Source organism: Streptomyces sp. NPDC002754 (assembly GCF_053592315.1).
The window spans coordinates 71,567-89,102 of record NZ_JBSFVM010000008.1; the positions used below are offsets into that span (position 1 = coordinate 71,567).

Below are 17,536 nucleotides of genomic sequence, written 5' to 3' on the forward strand. Positions count from 1 at the left end.
TTGACCCGTCCTTGACCGTGATCGCCAATTACTTGGTGTCTACAGGCATATCAGAGGCCCCACCGGACGGAAGCCGGTGGGGCCTCATATGACGTGGTCCAGAGGCGGGCGGTTACTTGCCCGTGAACTTCTCGTACTCCTTGAGTACCTCGGCCGTCGGACCGTCCATACGCAGTTCCCCGCGCTCCAGCCACAGGACGCGCTCACAGGTGTCGCGGATGGACTTGTTGTTGTGACTCACCAGGAAGACCGTGCCGGCCTCCTTGCGCAGCTCGCGGATGCGGGCCTCGGAGCGCTTCTGGAACTTGCGGTCACCGGTGGCAAGCGCCTCGTCGATCATCAGCACGTCGTGGTCCTTGGCGGCCGCGATGGAGAAGCGCAGGCGCGCGGCCATGCCGGACGAATACGTCCGCATCGGGAGCGTGATGAAGTCGCCCTTCTCGTTGATGCCGGAGAAGTCGACGATCTGCTGGTAGCGCTCCTTGATCTCCTCGCGGGACATGCCCATCGCGAGGCCGCCGAGGATGACGTTCCGCTCGCCCGTGAGGTCGTTCATCAGGGCCGCGTTCACACCGAGCAGCGAGGGCTGGCCGTTCGTGTAGACCTTGCCCTTCTCGGCCGGCAGCAGGCCCGCGATGGCGCGCAGCAGGGTCGACTTGCCGGAGCCGTTCGACCCGATGAGGCCGATGGCCTCGCCGCGGTACGAGGTGAAGGAGACGCCCCTGACGGCGTGCACCTTGCGCACGCCGCGCTCGTCGCCGCGCTTGACGATCCGGCTCAGCGCGGAGGTGGCGCTGCCCTTGCCGGTCTTGGCGCCGTTGACGCGGTACACGATGTGCAGCTCGTCGGCGATGACCGTCGGGACGTGCGCATCGGAGGTCTTGTCGAGATCAGCCACGGCCGTACCGCTCCTCTGACTTCCAGAAGTAGATGAAGCCGAGCACCGCGACGAGCACGGCCCAGCCGAGGGCGAGGCCCCACACGTGCGGCGGCAGGTTGCCCTCCCGGTCGTAGCCGTCGATGAGCGCGAAGCGCATCAGGTCCATGTAGACCGCGGCCGGGTTCCACTGGAGCACGTCGGCGATCCACCCCGGCTTGCCCTTGAGCATGATCGGGATGGAGAACATGACGCCGGACGCGTACATCCACGTACGCATGACGAACGGCATCAGCTGCGCGAGGTCCGGAGTCTTGGAGCCCGCCCGCGCCATGATCAGCGCGAGGCCCACGTTGAAGAGGAACTGCAGCGCGAGCGCCGGGATCATCAGCAGCCACGACAGGCTCGGGTAACTGCCGAAGGCGCAGGCCACGATGACCAGCACGATCATCGAGAACAGCAGCTGCTGGAGCTGCTGCAGGGCGAAGGAGATGGGCAGCGAGGCACGCGGGAAGTGCAGCGCGCGCACCAGACCCAGGTTGCCGGAGATCGCGCGGACTCCGGACATCACCGAGTTCTGGGTGAAGTGGAAGACGAAGACACCCGTCACCAGGAACGGGATGTACACGTCGTGCCCCATGCCCCGGTCCGCGCCCAGGATCAGGCCGAAGATCAGGAAGTAGACCGCCGCGTTCAGCAGCGGCGTCACCACCTGCCAGAGCTGGCCGAGCTTGGCCTGGCTGTACTGGGCGGTCAGCTTCGCCTGCGAGAAGGCGAGGATGAAGTGGCGCCGGCCCCACAGCTGCCGTGCGTACTGGAAAAGACCCGGGCGGGCCCCGCTGACGGTCAAGCCGTACTTGGCGGCGAGCTCGCGCCGGGAGAGCCCGTCGTCGGGCGACGGGGGCGCGCTCACCGCGACACCGGCGTCATGCGTTGTCTCACTCACAAGAGGAACTTTCGTCTTCAAATGCACGGCCTGCCGTCAGGCACGAGCTTGTCAGATGACAGGGGGTCGGCCCAGTCGGGTCAGCCGCCACACGGTACGCCACTTCATGGGGCGCCTGGGCCCGCAGGGGGTCGTCCAGCCCTCCTTGAAGCCGCCGAGCCAGGCCTTCAGTGCCGGGCCCGATGGCCGGCGGGCCAAAGTGAGCAGCAGCCAGACGCCGAGATACACGGGCACCAGGAGCGCGGGCAGGTTGCGGCGGGCCAGCCAGACGCGGTTGCGGGCCACCATGCGGTGGTAGACCGCGTGCCTCGACGGGGCCGTGGTGGGGTGGTGCAGCACCATGTCGGCGCGGTAGTCGATCATCCAGCCCGCGTCGAGGGCCCGCCAGGCGAGGTCGGTCTCCTCGTGGGCGTAGAAGAACTCCGCGGGCAGCGGCCCGGCATCGGCGATGACCCGCGTACGTACGGCGTTGGCGCCGCCGAGGAAGGTCGTCACACGCGAGGAGCGCATCGGGTCGGCGGCGCGAAGCCGCGGCACGTGCCGGCGCTGGGTCTCGCCGGTGTCCGGGTCCGCGATGCGGAAGCTGACGATGCCGAGCCCGGGGTCGGCGGTGAAGGCGGCGCGGCACTTCTCGGCGGTGTCGGTGAGCGGCAGCAGCCCGTCGTCGTCCAGGAACATCAGGATGTCGACGTCGGAGCCGGAGGGGCCGAAGGCCTCGATGCCCACGTTGCGTCCGCCGGGGATGCCGAGGTTCTCGGGCAGCTCGATGGTCCGTACGCCTTCGGGGACGTCCGGGACCGGGGAGCCGTTGCCGACCACGACGACCTCGACCGGGTCGCCGTCCTGCTTGGCGACCGAGTCGAGGAGGGCGCGCAGCTCGGCCGGCCGGTTGCCCATGGTGATGACAACCGCGCCGACCTTCAACTGCTGTGTGCCGCCGCTCACTTGAGCCTGCTCGAAGCGAGGATGGACACGAGGTGGAGCAGGGTCTGGAGGACGGCGATGCCCGCCAGGACGGCCACACCCAGGCGCGTGAAGAACATGTCGCCCCGGACCTGGTCCACGATCGCGAGGATCAGGATGAGGAGCGTCGCCTCGATGCCCAGGATGAGCCGGTGGAACTGCAGCGCGGCCGCGGCCTTGCGGGCCAGGGCCATGCCGGAGGAGCGCATCTCGGACGCGGACTCCTTGACCTGCTCCTTGCCGCCGGCCGCGCGGGCCAGGCCCACGAGGTCCGTCTCGGCCTTGATCAGGATGGCGCCGAGCGCGGCGAGCGTGCCGAGGAACGCCCACAGCCAGTCGATCCGCCCGGAGCCGAACACGTCGGCCGCGCGCAGCCCGAAGCCGACCAGGACGGCGGCGTCGGTGAGGTACGCGCCGACGCGGTCCATCCAGACCCCGGTGAGCGAGTACTGCTTGCGCCAGCGCGCGATCTCGCCGTCGACGCAGTCGAGCAGCAGGTACAGCTGCACCGCGACGACGCCGAGGACCGCGCCCCAGATGCCGGGCACCAGGAGCGCGGGAGCCGCGAGGACGCCGCAGACGGTCATCAGGTAGGTCAGCTGGTTGGGCGAGACCTTGGTGTTCACCAGGTGGCGGTCGACACGCAGCGAGAGCTCGCGCATGTAGAGCCGGCCCATCCAGTGCTCACCGCTCCTGCGGTCCTTCACCCCTACGGGGTGAACTACCGGGCGGAGTTCAGCTACCGATGGCTTTTGCATAGTCGGCGTAGGCGTCCCTGATCTGATCGGTGGAGAGGTCGAGGTGCTCGAGGATCGTGAAGCGGCCCGGACGGGTCTGCGGAGCGAACTCCACGACCTTCACGAACTCGTCCACGGTGAAGCCGATCTCCTCGGGCGTCACCGGCAGCCCGTGCCGGCGCAGCACCTCGACCATGTACACGGACTGCTCGTGGGCACCGCGCAGGTGCATCGCGAACGCCGCGCCCAGGCCGCACTGCTCGCCGTGGCTGGCGGCGCGCTTGGGGTAGAGGAGGTCGAAGGCGTGGTTGATCTCGTGGCAGGCCCCCGAGGCCGGCCGCGAGTCGCCCGAGACCGACATGGCGATGCCGGTGAGGACCAGGCCCTCGGCGAGCACCTGGAGGAAGGCGTCGTCGCCGACGCCGCCGGGGTGCCGCAGGACCGCCTCGCCCGCCTGCCGGGCCATGGCGGCGGCCAGGCCGTCGATGTCCTCGCCCCGCTCACGGGCGCCCAGCTCCCAGTCCGCGACGGCGGAGATGTTGGAGAGGGCGTCACCGATGCCGGAGCGCACGAAACGCACCGGGGCCTCGCGGATCACGTCGAGGTCGATGACGACGCCGATCGGGTTCGGCACACCGTACGAGCCGCGGCCCGCGTCGTTGTCGAGGGTCGCGACGGGCGAGCACAGGCCGTCGTGCGACAGGTTCGTCGCGACGGCGACCAGCGGCACGCCGACGCGCGAGGCCGCGAACTTGGCACAGTCGATGATCTTGCCGCCGCCGAGGCCGACCAGGGCGTCGTAGCGCCCGGCCTTCTTGACGTCGTCGGCGAGCTTGATCGCGTCGTCGATGGTGCCGCCGCCGACCTCGAACCACTCGGCGCGGGGCAGCGAGGGCTCGAGGCGGGCCCGCAGGGCGGCGCCCGAACCACCGCTGATCGCGATGGCCAGGCGCCCCGTGGACGACGAGATCCTCTGGTCGGCGAGGACCTTGGCCAGGTCGTCGAGCGCCCCGGACCGAATGTCGACGACGACCGGCGAGGGAATGAGTCTCGTCAGTACTGGCACGCGATCTCCCGCCCCTTGGCCAGGTCCTCGTGGTTGTCGATCTCGACCCACGGGACGTCGCCGATGGGCGCGACGTCGATCTTGAAGCCGCGGTTCACGAGCTCCTGGTAGCCGTCCTCGTAGTACAGCTGCGGGTCACGCTCGTACGTGGCCTTCAGGGCGTCGGCCAGCTCGTCGGCGGCCTCGCCCTCGATGAGGGTGACGCCGATGTACTCGCCGGTGGCCTCGGAGGGGTCCATCAGCTTCGTGATCTTCTGGACGCCCTTGTCGGGGTCCACGACGACCTTCATCTCCTCGTCGCCCAGGTCCTTGACCGTGTCGAGCGCGAGGATGATCTTCTTGCCGTCGCCGCGGGCGGCGAGCAGCGTCTTCTCGACGGAGACCGGGTGCACGGTGTCGCCGTTGGCGAGGATCACCGTGTGCTTCATGGCGTCACGGCCGCACCACAGGGAGTAGGCGTTGTTCCACTTCTCGGCCACGTCGTTCTCGATGAGCGTGAGCTTCAGGCCGTACTTCGCCTCGAGCGCGGCCTGGCGCTCGTAGACGACCTCCTTGCGGTAGCCGACGATGATGCCGACCTCGGTGAGACCGATCTCCGCGAAGTTCTTCAGCGTGAGGTCGAGTACGGAGAGCTCGTTGTCGGTCCCCTCGCCCACGACGGGCACGAGCGCCTTGGGAAGCGTCTCGGTGTAGGGACGGAGCCGGCTGCCGGCGCCGGCGGCCAGGACGAGGCCGATCATGCGGGTTCTCCTTCATCGTGTACGGCGGGTGCTCCGCGCTGAGCGGAAGCGACCCAGAAGCGGATGCTCTCAGCGAGCACCACGAGTGCCACGACCACGGCGAGCGCCGTGAGCGCGACGGTGAAATCTGTGGGGGTGAACAGCGCGGCGAGGACCGTGACCACCAGTGTCCGGCCTTCGTGCCCGCCGATCGCCCGCACCAGCCAGTGCGGGGGCGCCCCGGCGTCGCCGCGAATGCGGTACACCGTGTCGTAGTGATGGTAGGCGACCGCCGCCACGAGGCCGAAAGCCGCGGGCAGGGCGCCCTGTACGTCCGCGCGGGCGGCGAGGACGAGGATCGTGAGGTACTCGGCGGCCCGGAAGATCGGCGGCACGAGCCAGTCGAGGGCGCCCTTGAGGGGGCGGGCGACCGCGAGGCCCGACGTGATGCAGTACACGGCCGCGGCGACGATCGGCCAGACGCTGCCGAAGTCCGTGAGTCCGCTCACGGCGACGACGGCGACGGCCCCTACGGCGGCGACGACCGGGGCCGCCTTCGCCTTGAGGGTCCTGCCGACCAGCTCGGCGATCGGGCCGGAGTCGGCGAGGTCGCGCAGCGCCTGTGCGGCACGGTCGGTACGGCGTGCCCTGCGGGTCAGCGAGCGCAGGACGCGGCCCGCGGTGGTGTAGCAGGCGGCGAGGGCGCAGCCGATGAGCAACATGTAGAAGGTGATGCGCGGTGTGGTCAGCGCGGTGAACAGCGCGATCAGCGCCCAGCGTTCACCGATCGGCAGCACGACCATGCGGCGGGCCCAGACGGTCCAGCCGACGGAGTCGAGCTTGCCGGAAAGGGACGCGGTGGGGCTGGTGTTGGCTTCGGCATCGTGGTTCGCCTCGTTGAACGAGAAGTCGATGACGTGCCGCCCGGTCTGAAGGACCATGGCGCCGAGCGCGAGCGCCCAGACATCGTCACCGCTCGCGTTGGCGGCACCGAGCGCGAGGCCCGCGTAGTAGGCGTACTCCTTGGCCCGGTCGAACGTCGCGTCCAGCCAGGCGCCCATCGTCGAGTACTGCAGCGAGTAGCGCGCGAGCTGCCCGTCGGTGCAGTCCAGGACGAAGGAGGCGAGCAGCAGGACGCCCGCCGCGACGAAGCCGCCGCGGGTTCCGGTGGCCGCGCAGGCGGCCGCGATCACCGCGACGAGCAGCGACGCGGTGGTGACCTGGTTCGGGGTCAGGCCCCGGCGTGCGCACCAGCGCGCGATGTACCGGGAGTACGGGCTGATGCAGTAGGTGGTGAAGAAGCCGTCGCGCGCCTTGACCGCCGTGCGCAGCCGGATCGCCTCGTCGTCGACGGAGGCGAGGGCCTGCCGCGCCTCGTTGCGGGCCTGCGGGTCGGCGGGCACCGCGGCGACGAGCTCACCGAGCTCGGCGCGGTGCACGTCTGTGCCGTCCGCCTCCAGGCTCTTGGCCACGACGTCCGGGTCGACGCCGGTCCGCGCGACCGCGCGGGTCAGCGCCTGGCGGGCGGCGGGCTGCGCGGTGAGCGCGCCGGGGATCGCCGACGCGGGGAAGCGCGGGTCGGTCAGGCCGAGGCGCAGGGCGTGGACATGGCCCACGAAGCCCGCGTCGACGACCGCGACCCGCTGCTCGCCGGGGACGGCCGCGAGCGCCTCTTCGGCGGCCGCGGGGTCCGGGGCGAACCGCACGTCGAAGCCCAGCCCCCGCAGATCTCCCTCCAGGGACGATCCGGGAACCGGCGATCCGGTGACGATGGCGGTCGACAGACGAACTCACTCCTTGGGTGCCGACGCGAGAGCGCGCCGGGCTCATGCATGGTGGGGCGCCCGGCGCCCAGGGGCTGCGCCGGGTGGCCCGTCGTCCGCCCGGAGGGCGGGCGTCGCGGCGTCTGGTGCGTGCGATCGCAAGGCGCCGGAAGGTCCTAGTAGCGGAGCTACTCGGGCCTTTCGGCAACACAGCGAGCGCGCGTGCCAGACGTCGCGACGCAGGCGGGTCACCCGGCGCAGTCCCTGGGGCGCGGCCGGGCGGCATGTCGGCAGAGGCTATCGGATGGCGCAACCAGGCGTTCGCTGCCCGTTTACCGACCGATTGGCCCCTGTCTCATGCGGTCCGCGAGGGGCTGTCGTGTGCGACATGACCTGGCCGACCGCGCGCTCATCATTGACGATCAAGTACTCGGGCCACAAACCAGGGTCGGCCCGGGTCCGTAACCGGGGGTAGCCGGTATCGACAAACCGGGACGAGCTCGGATCGGTCATAGGGTGGTGCGCCATGACGTGGCTGATCACCGGCGGAGCCGGATACATCGGCGCCCATGTGGCGCGGGCTATGACGGAGGCGGGCGAGCGGGTCGTCGTCCTCGACAACGTGACCTCGGGGGTGCCCTCGCGGCTTCCCGAGGCGATCCCGCTGGTGCGCGGCTCGGCGCTGGACGGCGAGTTGGTGGCCCGGGTGTGCGCGGAGCACGAGGTGACGGGCGTCGTCCATCTCGCCGCGCACAAGCAGGTCGGCGAGTCCGTGGAGAAGCCGGAGCTGTACTACCGGGACAACGTGGGCGGGCTCGCCGCGCTCCTGGAGACGGTCGCGGCGGCCGGGGTGCGCCGCTTCGTGTTCTCCTCTTCGGCGGCCGTCTACGGCAATCCGGATGTGGGCCTCATCACCGAGTCCACGGCCACCGCGCCCGTGAACCCGTACGGCGAGACGAAGCTCGCGGGCGAGTGGCTGGTGCGGGCGGCCGGGCACGCGCACGGCATGGCGACGACCTGCCTGCGCTACTTCAACGTGGCGGGCGCGGCGGCGCCGGAGCTCGCGGACATCGGCGTCTACAACGTGATCCCGATGGTCTTCGACCGCCTGACGCGCGGCGAGGCCCCGCGGATCTTCGGCGACGACTACCCGACCGAGGACGGCACCTGCGTACGTGACTACATTCACGTCGCCGACCTCGCCGAGGCGCACCTGGCGGCGGCCCGCCGGCTGTCCGAACCCGACGCGGGCGGCGATCTGACGCTCAACATCGGCACGGGGCAGGGCGCTTCCGTGCGGGAGCTGATCGACGTGATCGCGGAGGTGTCCGGGAACCGCACCCCCGCGATCGTCGAACCGCGCCGTCCGGGCGACGCCCCGCGCGCGGTCGGCTCCTCCGCGCTCGCCGAGAAGGAGCTCGGCTGGAGCGCGCGGCGCGATGTGCGCGAGATGGTCGGGTCGGCCTGGGCCGGCTGGTGTCTGCGGCACCCGGAGGCGGCCGGTAAGTGATCACTGCGGCGTCCTGACCTGCGTACACGCGTCACATCGTTTACGCAGGTCAGGGCACATGACAACGGTGTTCAGCGCCATGTTTGCGGATACCCCCTACCCGTAGTTCACTGTGATCGTCGCCCCCGACCAGGGCAACGCGCCGGATCGATACGTAGGGGGGGTTCGATGGGCCTCGGGCACGATCACGACCACGGGCACAGCCACGGACCGACGACCGGGACGGCCGCCGCCGCGCACCGCGGGCGGCTGCGGGTCGCGCTGTCGATCACGCTGGCCGTGATGGTGGTGGAGATCATCGGCGGCGTCGTCGCCGACTCGCTCGCCCTGATCGCCGACGCGGCCCACATGGCGACGGACGCGCTCGGCCTGGCGATGGCCCTGATCGCGATCCACTTCGCCAACCGCCCCGCGAGCGACCAGCGCACCTTCGGCTACGCGCGCGCCGAGATCCTCGCCGCGCTCGCCAACTGCCTGCTGCTGCTCGGCGTCGGCGGCTACGTCCTGTACGAGGCGGTCCAGCGGTTCGTGGAGCCGGCCGAGACGGCGGGCGGGCAGACCATCGTCTTCGGCCTGATCGGCCTGGTCGCGAACATGATTTCGCTGTCCCTCCTGGTGAAGGGCCAGCAGGAGAGCCTGAACGTGCGCGGCGCCTTCCTGGAGGTGGCCGCCGACGCGCTCGGTTCGCTCGCGGTGCTGATCTCCGCCGCGATCATCCTGACCACGGGCTGGCAGCCCGCCGACCCGATCGCCTCGCTCGTCATCGGCCTCATGATCGTTCCGCGTACGGTGAAGCTGCTGCGCGAGACGCTGAACGTACTGCTCGAATCGGCCCCCAAGGGCGTCGACATGGCGGAGGTCAGGGCCCACATACTGGCGCTGTCCGGCGTCGAGGACGTGCACGACCTGCACGCGTGGACGATCACCTCGGGGATGCCGGTGCTCTCGGCGCACGTGGTCGTCAGCACGGAGATGCTCGGCTCGATCGGCCACGAGAAGATGCTCCACGAACTGCAGGGCTGCCTCGGCGACCACTTCGACGTGGAGCACTGCACGTTCCAGCTGGAGCCCACCGGACACGCCGAGCACGAGGCGCGGCTGTGCCACTGAGCGAGCCCCTTCGCTCACACGATGGCGCCCGTTCTGGATGAACGTTCTGGATGAAGGGGACGATTCCGGGCGGCTGCCGCGGGGCACGATCACCTACCCGGCCGCGTTCGGCGTCTGAACGGCGCCTACGGTGGTCCCGCCCGGCCACGCGGCCGAGCGGGACTTGCGGGACACCGACAGCACGGGGATTGTCGGTCCCGTACGGCAGACTTGGTTCGAGGACCGAAACGAAGGATAGGTATGCCGATCTCACCTGCCCCCACGACGAACAGCTCGTCGAACGGCACAGCGGAAGCGATCTTGCTGGAACTCGTCGACGAGGACGGCAGGACGATCGGCACGGCGGAGAAGCTCGCGGCGCATCAGCCGCCCGGGCAGCTGCACAGAGCGTTCTCGGTGTTCCTCTTCGACGAGCATGGCCGGCTGCTGCTGCAGCAGCGGGCGCTCGGCAAGTACCACTCCCCCGGAGTCTGGTCGAACACCTGCTGCGGCCACCCGTACCCCGGCGAGGCCCCGTTCGCGGCGGCCGCGCGCCGCACCTTCGAGGAGCTCGGCGTCTCGCCGTCCCTGATGGCCGAGGCCGGCACGGTGCGCTACAACCACCCGGACCCGGAGTCGGGCCTGGTGGAGCAGGAGTACAACCACCTCTTCGTGGGCCTCGTGCAGGCGTCGATGAACCCCGACCCCGAGGAGGTCGGGGCGACGGCGTTCGTGACGGCCGACGAGGTGGCCGAGCGGCACGCCAAGGACCCGTTCTCGGCGTGGTTCATGACGGTCCTCGACGCGGCGCGGCCCGCGGTCAGAGAGCTGACAGGCCAGTCGGCGGGCTGGTAGCCGTCTCGGGCTTGAGGGGCAGGGCGGCCCAGATCACCTTGCCCCCGCTCGCGGTGCTCGCGACATCGCAGACGCCGCCCGCCTCGGCGGTGATCTCGCGGACGAGCAGCAGGCCGCGGCCGCCGGTCTGACCGCTGGTGGCCTCGAGAGCCGTGGGTTTGTAGGGGTGTTCGTCCTCCACGGACACCCGCACCCACTCGGGCCCCACTGCGACCTCCACGGCGAGCATCGGCGAGACCACGGCGGCGTGCTTCACCGCGTTCGTGACGAGTTCGGAGACGATCACGAGCAGCCCGTGCACCAGGTCGTCAGGGGCGGGCACGCCCTGCCGGGTGAGCAACTCCCGCACCGCGCGCCGGGCCTGCGGCACGGAGGCGTCGACCGCCTGCGTCGTGAACCGCCACACTCCCTCGTACGGGAGCGGCCCGTCCGCGGGACGATCAGGGGGCGCTCCCCCGCTGCCCTGAGGACGTGGATGGGATCCCCACCCGTGGTCGCTCATTGTCAGGTCGCCGCCCTTGCGCTCGATTGTCACCACTCTTCGAGTGTTGGGAATCACCTGCTCCGGGCCGCGGAACTGACCAGAAGTCAGCGAGTATCGACGGCATTTGATCGTTGACGGCCGCACAAGCCAGAAAGCCGCTCGCTCCTGACGCGATTACGTCCGACTTACACCTTCTTAAGCTTGTTCTACGAGCTGCCCGACACGCCGACCCGGCGATCGCCCCGGCTAGCATCCCGCCCATGTCTTCTGTGTCACCGCCGCAGCTCACACACTCCGTCGCCGAGGGCGTCGCGACCGTCGTGATCGAGCATCCGGCCAAGCGCAACGCCATGACCGACGCCATGTGGGCGTCCCTGCCTCCGCTGCTCGAACGGCTCGCGGCCGATCCGGGCGTGCGGGTACTCGTGCTCACCGGGGCCGGGGACACGTTCTGCGCCGGGGCCGACATATCGACTCTCGGCGAGGGGGCGGCGCAGGGGCTCGCGGTCGCGGCGGAGGACGCGCTCGCCGCCTTTCCGAAGCCGACGCTCGCCGTGGTGCGCGGGTTCTGCGTGGGCGGCGGCAGCCAGTTGGCGGCGGCCTGCGATCTGCGTTTCGCCGCCGACGGCGCGCGGTTCGGGGTGACCCCGGCCAAGCTCGGGATCGTCTACCCGGCCTCCTCCACGCGCCGCCTCGCCGCGCTCGTGGGCCCGGCGAGCGCCAAGTACCTGCTGTTCTCGGGCGAGTTGATCGGTACCGAACGGGCGCTGCGCACCGGGCTCGTCGACGAGGTGCTGCCCGCGGCCGAACTGGCCGAGCGGGTCGCCGAGTTCACCCGCACCCTCGCCGCCCGCTCGCAGCTGACGCAGGCCGCGGCGAAGGAGTTCGTGAGCGGCCGCACGGACCGGGACGCGCACTGGGCCGAGCAGGCGCGCGCCGGGGGCGAGACCGCGGAGGGTGTCGCCGCGTTCCTGGAGCGGCGCGCGCCGCGGTTCGAGTGGTCCGTGGGGGCCTGAGGCTCAGCCGGCCGGGCGGAACATCGCCACGATGTGCGCGGGCGCCTTGTCCGGGGAACCGGCGTCGTAGGGCGGCTGCGGGTCGTACTCGGTCATCAGTTGGATGGCCTGGGCGGTCTCGTCCCCCGCGATCCGGCCCGCGAGGGCGAGGCCCATGTCGATGCCGGACGAGACGCCTGCCGCGGTGACGTACTTGCCGTCGAAGACCACGCGCCGCCCGGTCGACCGGGAGCCGAGCCGGTCCAGTTCCTCGAGGGCGAGCCAGTGCGAGGTGGCCTCGCGGCCCTTGAGCAGGCCCGCGGCGGCGAGCGCGAGGGAGCCCGTGCACACGGACGTCGTCCAGGTGCTGGTGGCGTCGACGGCGCACAGCCATTCCAGGAGCGGCCCGTTCTCCGTCTGGTCGCTCTTTTCGGGACCGCCGGGCACGACGACCACGTCCGGGGCGCCCACCTCGGCGAAGGTCTTGTCCGCGACGAGCGCGAGCCGCCCCGTGTCGTCCCGCACCGGCCCGGTCCGCTCCGCCACGAAGACGACGTCGGCGTCGGGATGCCGCCGAGGGTCTGGTAGGGGCCGATGGCGTCGAGGGCGGTGAACCGCTCGTAGAGGGCGATGGCGATCTGCATGGCATGCCTTTCTGACGTGTCGGACGGGTCTGCCGTGCCGGGCGGGCGGTGTTCAGCCCAGTGGCGCGTGGAACCGGCGCCGGTACTCGGCCGGTGAGGTGCCGAGGGTCTTGAGGAAGGCGCGGCGCATCGCCTCCGGGGTGCCGTAGCCGCTCGACCGGGAGATCTCCTCGACGCCGCCCTTCGTGTCCTCCAGGAGGCGGCGGGCGTGCTCCACACGGACGCGCTCGACGTACCGGCCGGGGGTCAGGCCCGTCTCCGTACGGAAGGCGCGGGCGAAGTGGCGCGGGGAGAGCCGGGCGCGGGCCGCGAGCGCCTCGACGCAGAGGTCGGCCCCGGGGTGCTCGGCGATCCACCGCTGCACCTCACCGAGCGGTTCCCTGGTGGCCGTCTGGGCGGCGAGCTGCGTGCTGAACTGGGCCTGGTTTCCCGGGCGTCGGAGGAACACGACGAGGGCGCGGGCGATCCGCAGCGCCATATCCCTGCCGTGGTCCTCCTCGACCAGGGCGAGCGCGAGGTCGATGCCCGCGGTCACACCCGCCGACGTCGCCACCCCGCCGTCGCGTACGTAGACGGGGTCGGGGTCCACGGCCACCTCGGGGTACTGGCGGGCGAGGGTGTCGCAGTACGCCCAGTGCGTGGTGGCCCTGCGGCCGTCCAGGAGCCCGGCCCGCGCCAGCAGGAACGCGCCGGTGCACACCGAGACGGTGCGGCGGGTGTGCGGGGCGCGCTCGCCCAGCCACGCGACCACGCGCGCGTCCGGGTCGCGGGTGCCGTCGCCGCCGGGGACCAGGAGTGTGTCCGCGGGCGGCGCGTCGGCGAGGGCGTGGTCCGGTGTCAGGGTCAGGCCGCTCGACGTGCGGACCGGGGCGCCGTCGGGCGATGCGGTGCGCACCCGGTAGGCGTCGCCCGCGCCGGCGAAGACCTCCACGGGCCCCGTGACGTCGAGGCTCTGCACGTCGTCGAAGAGCAGGACCAGGACGGTTCGCGGCGGCATGGGGCCCATTCTTCGGGCGCCACCACGTGACCGCAATGACGAATTCCCCACCTTTCCTGCCATGGCCGGGCGCCCGGTACTGCCATGCGTACCGACTGGTCGGTAACGTGGCCGTATGACTTCGGACCCCCGCCTGCGCGCCGCCCGCCACTGCCACAACGTGCTCAACCCGTTCCACTCGACGCACTACTTCTCGCCCGACCTCGGCAAGGAGCTGGCCGCCATCGGTGTGGGCGACTCCCGAGCCGCCTACCTCGCGGCGCGCTCCGCGCCCATGGGGGCCGTCGGGGCCGGGACCGTGACCGCCACGTTCTACAACTTCAAGCACGAGCTGGTGGCCAAGCACGTGCCGGCGGTGTGGGAGGCCGCGTCCCCGCAGGCGGTGCTCGCGGCACGCGCGCGTGCCGTCGACTCGACGCTGCGCCGCCTGCTCGGCGAGGAGGCGCTCGCCTCCCAGGAGATGACCGAGGCCGCCGAACTCGCCCTGCGCGCCACGGAAGCGTGTACCCGGCACGCCCGCCCCCTGTACGCCGCCCACGCCGACCTGGACGTGCCGCAGGCGCCGCACATGGCGTACTGGCACGCCACGACGCTGCTGCGCGAGCACCGCGGCGACGGGCACATCGCGGCGCTGATCGGCGCCGAACTCGACCCGGTCGAGGCGCTAGTGAGCCACGTCGCGACCGGCAAGGGCATGGCCCCGAAGTGGCTGCTCGCCACCCGCGGCTGGGACAGGTCCGAGTACGACGCGGCGGCCGAGCGGCTTCGCGCGCGTGGACTGCTCACCGGGGACGAGGAGTTGACGCTCACCGAGCAGGGCGTCACGCTGCGGGCCGAGATCGAGCACCGGACCGATGCGCTCGACCGTGCGCCCTACGAGCACCTTGGCGAGGCGGGTGTGGCCAGGCTCACCGAGCTGGCGACGAAGTTCGTCGGTGCGGCGTTGGGTAACGGTGCGTTCCCGGCGGACCTGATCGGCAAGGCGGCGTAACGGTCCACCGGTGGCTGCGGGGTCGCTCGGCGGCACCGCCTCGGGGCTCTGCCCCGGACCCCGCTGCTCAATCGCCGCAGGGGCTTGAGTTCGGCTCAATCGCCGCAGGGGCTTAAATGCGGCGGTGTGCGGTACTCGTGTGTTCCGGCCGCTGATGCGGCCGGGACACACGAGAGGGGAACCTGTATGTTTCGCGCCATCGCCGACATTCTGCGTCAGATCGCCGGTGCCATCGCCACCGTCGTGACCTTGCCGTTCCGGGCGCTCGCCCGGCTGTTCGGCGGGGCTTCCCGGTCCGGTCGCACGCACCGTGTCTGACCTCCCTGATCCCCGAGTGTCGGTGCCACCTGCCACAATTGCCGCGCAACCTCAGTCGACATAGGCGGTACGGGATCGTGGCGACACCCACAGTTGGCACCACTGCTGGATCCGGGTTCGGATCCATCGAGAGCAGGATTGCCGAGGAACTAGGCGTACGGGAACGGCAGGTGAAGTCCGCGGTCGAGATGCTCGACGGCGGCTCCACCGTTCCCTTCATCGCCCGCTACCGCAAGGAGGCGACGGAGTCCCTCGACGATGCCCAGCTGCGCACCCTTGAAGAGCGGCTGCGGTATCTGCGCGAGCTGGAGGAGCGGCGCACCGCCGTCCTCGACTCGGTGCGCGAGCAGGGCAAGCTGACCGCGGAGCTGGAGGCGCAGATCCGCGCCGCCGACACCAAGGCGCGCCTGGAGGACATCTACCTGCCCTTCAAGCCCAAGCGCCGCACGAAGGCACAGATCGCGCGTGAGGCGGGGCTCGAGCCGCTGGCGGAGGGGCTGCTCGGCGACCCGTCGGTGGAGCCGCAGGCCGCCGCTGCCGCGTTCGTGGACGTCGAGAAGGGCGTCGCCGACGCGCAGGCCGCGCTCGACGGGGCCCGCGCGATCCTCACCGAGCGCTTCGGCGAGGACGCCGACCTGATCGGCGAGTTGCGTGAGCGCATGTGGGGGCGCGGCCGGCTCGCGGCGAAGGTGAAGTCCGGCAAGGAGGAGGCGGGCGCCAAGTTCGCCGACTACTTCGACTTCGCTGAGCCCTTCACCGAGCTGCCCTCGCACCGCGTCCTCGCGATGCTGCGTGGCGAGAAGGAGGACGTGCTGGAGCTCGTCCTGGAGCCGGAGGAGCCGGCCGCGGACGCCGACGCCTCGGCCGCGACGGCCTCGTCGTCGTCCTCGTCGTCGTCCTCGTACGAGCCGATCATCGCCGGCCGCTTCGGGGTCACCAACCAGGGGCGTCCGGGCGACAAGTGGCTCCAGGACACCGTCCGCTGGGCCTGGCGCACGCGCATCCTGGTGCACCTCGGCCTCGACCTGCGCACCCGGCTGCGCACGTCCGCCGAGGACGACGCGGTCAAGGTGTTCGCGTCGAACCTGCGCGACCTGCTGCTCGCCGCACCCGCGGGCACGCGCGCGACGCTGGGGCTCGACCCCGGTTTCCGTACGGGCGTGAAGGTCGCGATCGTCGACGCCACGGGCAAGGTCGTCGCCACGGACGTCATCCACCCGCACGTCCCGGCCAACCGCTGGGACGAGGCGATCGCCAAGCTGGCGAAGCTCTCCAAGGAGCACGCGGTCGACCTGATCGCGATCGGCAACGGCACGGCGTCCCGCGAGACCGACAAGCTCGCCGGTGAACTCATCGCCAAGCACCCGGAGTTGAAGCTCACCAAGGTGATGGTGAGCGAGGCGGGCGCCTCCGTGTACTCCGCCTCCGCCTTCGCCTCGCAGGAGCTGCCCGACATGGACGTGTCGTTGCGCGGCGCCGTCTCCATCGCGCGGCGGTTGCAGGACCCGCTCGCCGAACTCGTGAAGATCGACCCTAAGTCGATCGGCGTCGGCCAGTACCAGCACGACCTGAGCGAAGTGAAGCTGTCCCGTTCGCTCGACGCGGTCGTCGAGGACTGTGTGAACGGTGTCGGGGTGGACGTGAACACCGCCTCCGCGCCGCTCCTCGCGCGCGTGTCCGGCATCGGTGCCGGTCTCGCGGAGAACATCGTGACGCACCGCGACTCCAACGGTCCGTTCACCAACCGCAAGGGCCTCAAGGACGTGGCGCGCCTCGGCCCGAAGGCGTACGAGCAGTGCGCGGGCTTCCTGCGGATCCTCGGCGGCGACGACCCGCTGGACGCGTCCTCCGTGCACCCGGAGGCGTATCCGGTGGTGCGCCGGATGGCGAAGTCGACGGGCGGCGAGGTCGCCTCGCTCGTGGGTGACGCGGGGGCGCTGCGCTCGCTCAAGCCGGCCGACTACGTGGACGACACGTTCGGTCTGCCGACCGTCAGCGACATCCTGAAGGAACTGGAGAAGCCGGGGCGCGACCCGCGACCCGCCTTCAAGACGGCCACCTTCAAGGAGGGCGTCGAGAAGATCGGCGACCTGGAGGCGGGGATGATCCTGGAGGGCGTGGTCACCAACGTGGCCGCCTTCGGGGCGTTCATCGACGTCGGCGTGCACCAGGACGGGCTCGCGCACGTCTCGGCGCTCTCCCGTACGTTCGTCAAGGACCCGCGGGACGTCGTGAAGCCCGGCGACATCGTCAAGGTGAAGGTCCTCGAGGTCGACGTGCCGCGCAAGCGGATCTCGCTGACGCTGCGGCTCGACGACGAGAAGGCCCAGGCCTCCGGCGGTGACCGGGGCGGGCGTGGTGGGCGTGGTGGCGACCGGCGCCCGCCGCAGCAGAAGAACCGCCAGACGCAGCAGGGCGGGCGTGGCGGCTCCGGCGGTGGCGGCGGCAAGGGGCGGCCGGCGCCTGCGCCGTCGAACTCGGCCATGGCCGATGCGTTGCGGAAGGCGGGGCTGACGTAGCCCTCCGGAGTGATGTCAGCGGGGAACTGTGCACCTGCCGTGGCTGAGCGCACAGTTCCCCGC

At 71.0% G+C, this 17,536-nt stretch carries 16 protein-coding genes and 1 pseudogene; 7 read left to right on the forward strand and 10 right to left on the reverse strand.

Going from position 1 to position 17,536, the window contains the following annotated elements; genetic code table 11:
- Positions 1–112: 112 nt before the first annotated feature.
- The 7 genes from ACWD2L_RS19020 to ACWD2L_RS19050 are packed head-to-tail and all read right to left on the reverse strand — an operon-like array spanning position 113 to position 7,092.
- Positions 113–898, reverse strand: coding sequence for an ABC transporter ATP-binding protein (locus tag ACWD2L_RS19020; RefSeq protein WP_351334787.1), 786 nt, complete (start codon positions 896–898; stop codon positions 113–115).
- Positions 891–1,823, reverse strand: a complete 933-nt coding sequence (locus tag ACWD2L_RS19025) for an ABC transporter permease (protein ID WP_351334790.1) — start codon at positions 1,821–1,823, stop codon at positions 891–893. The genes ACWD2L_RS19020 and ACWD2L_RS19025 overlap by 8 nt, the downstream gene beginning before the upstream one ends.
- Before the next feature lie 51 nt (positions 1,824–1,874).
- Positions 1,875–2,747, reverse strand: coding sequence for a glycosyltransferase family 2 protein (locus ACWD2L_RS19030; RefSeq protein WP_351334869.1), 873 nt, complete (start codon positions 2,745–2,747; stop codon positions 1,875–1,877).
- Positions 2,748–2,764: 17 nt separating this feature from the next.
- The gene (locus ACWD2L_RS19035; RefSeq protein WP_351334792.1) at positions 2,765–3,544 is read right to left on the reverse strand and encodes a CDP-alcohol phosphatidyltransferase family protein; all 780 of its coding nucleotides are present in this window, start codon (positions 3,542–3,544) and stop codon (positions 2,765–2,767) included.
- Positions 3,522–4,589, reverse strand: a complete 1,068-nt coding sequence (locus ACWD2L_RS19040) for an iron-containing alcohol dehydrogenase family protein (RefSeq protein ID WP_351334794.1) — start codon at positions 4,587–4,589, stop codon at positions 3,522–3,524. The genes ACWD2L_RS19035 and ACWD2L_RS19040 overlap by 23 nt, the downstream gene beginning before the upstream one ends.
- Positions 4,577–5,329 carry a phosphocholine cytidylyltransferase family protein gene (locus tag ACWD2L_RS19045; protein ID WP_351334796.1) on the reverse strand — a complete coding sequence of 251 codons (753 nt, stop codon included), beginning with the start codon at positions 5,327–5,329 and terminating at the stop codon, positions 4,577–4,579. Before ACWD2L_RS19045 ends, ACWD2L_RS19040 begins: the two co-directional genes overlap by 13 nt.
- The gene (locus ACWD2L_RS19050; RefSeq protein WP_351334871.1) at positions 5,326–7,092 is read right to left on the reverse strand and encodes a DUF5941 domain-containing protein; all 1,767 of its coding nucleotides are present in this window, start codon (positions 7,090–7,092) and stop codon (positions 5,326–5,328) included. The genes ACWD2L_RS19045 and ACWD2L_RS19050 overlap by 4 nt, the downstream gene beginning before the upstream one ends.
- A gap of 505 nt (positions 7,093–7,597) precedes the next feature.
- Here ACWD2L_RS19050 and galE point away from each other — a divergent pair.
- The 3 genes from galE to idi all read left to right on the forward strand — a co-directional run bounded on the left by galE (position 7,598) and on the right by idi (position 10,525).
- Positions 7,598–8,581: a UDP-glucose 4-epimerase GalE gene (gene galE, locus ACWD2L_RS19055; protein ID WP_351334798.1), complete on the forward strand. Its 984-nt coding sequence runs from the start codon at positions 7,598–7,600 to the stop codon at positions 8,579–8,581.
- A gap of 168 nt (positions 8,582–8,749) precedes the next feature.
- Positions 8,750–9,691, forward strand: coding sequence for a cation diffusion facilitator family transporter (locus tag ACWD2L_RS19060; RefSeq protein WP_351334801.1), 942 nt, complete (start codon positions 8,750–8,752; stop codon positions 9,689–9,691).
- 240 nt (positions 9,692–9,931) lie between these two features.
- A complete protein-coding gene (gene idi / locus ACWD2L_RS19065; RefSeq protein WP_451190237.1) occupies positions 9,932–10,525 on the forward strand; it encodes an isopentenyl-diphosphate Delta-isomerase in 594 nt (197 codons plus the stop codon).
- Here the strand turns inward: idi and ACWD2L_RS19070 are convergent.
- Positions 10,491–11,027: an ATP-binding protein gene (locus ACWD2L_RS19070; RefSeq protein WP_351334874.1), complete on the reverse strand. Its 537-nt coding sequence runs from the start codon at positions 11,025–11,027 to the stop codon at positions 10,491–10,493. The genes idi and ACWD2L_RS19070 overlap by 35 nt on opposite strands.
- 242 nt (positions 11,028–11,269) lie before the next feature.
- Between ACWD2L_RS19070 and ACWD2L_RS19075 the strand changes: the two genes are divergently transcribed.
- Positions 11,270–12,025 (forward strand): enoyl-CoA hydratase/isomerase family protein, encoded by a 756-nt coding sequence (locus tag ACWD2L_RS19075; RefSeq protein WP_351334806.1) that lies wholly within the window; start codon positions 11,270–11,272, stop codon positions 12,023–12,025.
- Between the two features lie 3 nt (positions 12,026–12,028).
- Here the strand turns inward: ACWD2L_RS19075 and ACWD2L_RS19080 are convergent.
- Together ACWD2L_RS19080 and ACWD2L_RS19085 are read right to left on the reverse strand one after the other, a co-directional pair.
- Positions 12,029–12,648 (reverse strand): annotated as a pseudogene (locus ACWD2L_RS19080) (DJ-1/PfpI family protein).
- 52 nt (positions 12,649–12,700) lie between these two features.
- Positions 12,701–13,645, reverse strand: coding sequence for a GlxA family transcriptional regulator (locus tag ACWD2L_RS19085; RefSeq protein WP_351334808.1), 945 nt, complete (start codon positions 13,643–13,645; stop codon positions 12,701–12,703).
- Positions 13,646–13,760: 115 nt separating this feature from the next.
- Here ACWD2L_RS19085 and ACWD2L_RS19090 point away from each other — a divergent pair, with 115 nt between their 5' ends.
- The 3 genes from ACWD2L_RS19090 (at position 13,761) to ACWD2L_RS19100 (ending at position 17,473) form a co-directional block, all read left to right on the forward strand.
- Positions 13,761–14,636, forward strand: a complete 876-nt coding sequence (locus ACWD2L_RS19090) for an SCO6745 family protein (RefSeq protein ID WP_351334811.1) — start codon at positions 13,761–13,763, stop codon at positions 14,634–14,636.
- Between the two features lie 186 nt (positions 14,637–14,822).
- Positions 14,823–14,954, forward strand: coding sequence for an LPFR motif small protein (locus tag ACWD2L_RS19095; RefSeq protein WP_351334814.1), 132 nt, complete (start codon positions 14,823–14,825; stop codon positions 14,952–14,954).
- Positions 14,955–15,031: 77 nt separating this feature from the next.
- Positions 15,032–17,473: a Tex family protein gene (locus tag ACWD2L_RS19100; protein ID WP_351334816.1), complete on the forward strand. Its 2,442-nt coding sequence runs from the start codon at positions 15,032–15,034 to the stop codon at positions 17,471–17,473.
- Positions 17,474–17,536: the final 63 nt, after the last annotated feature.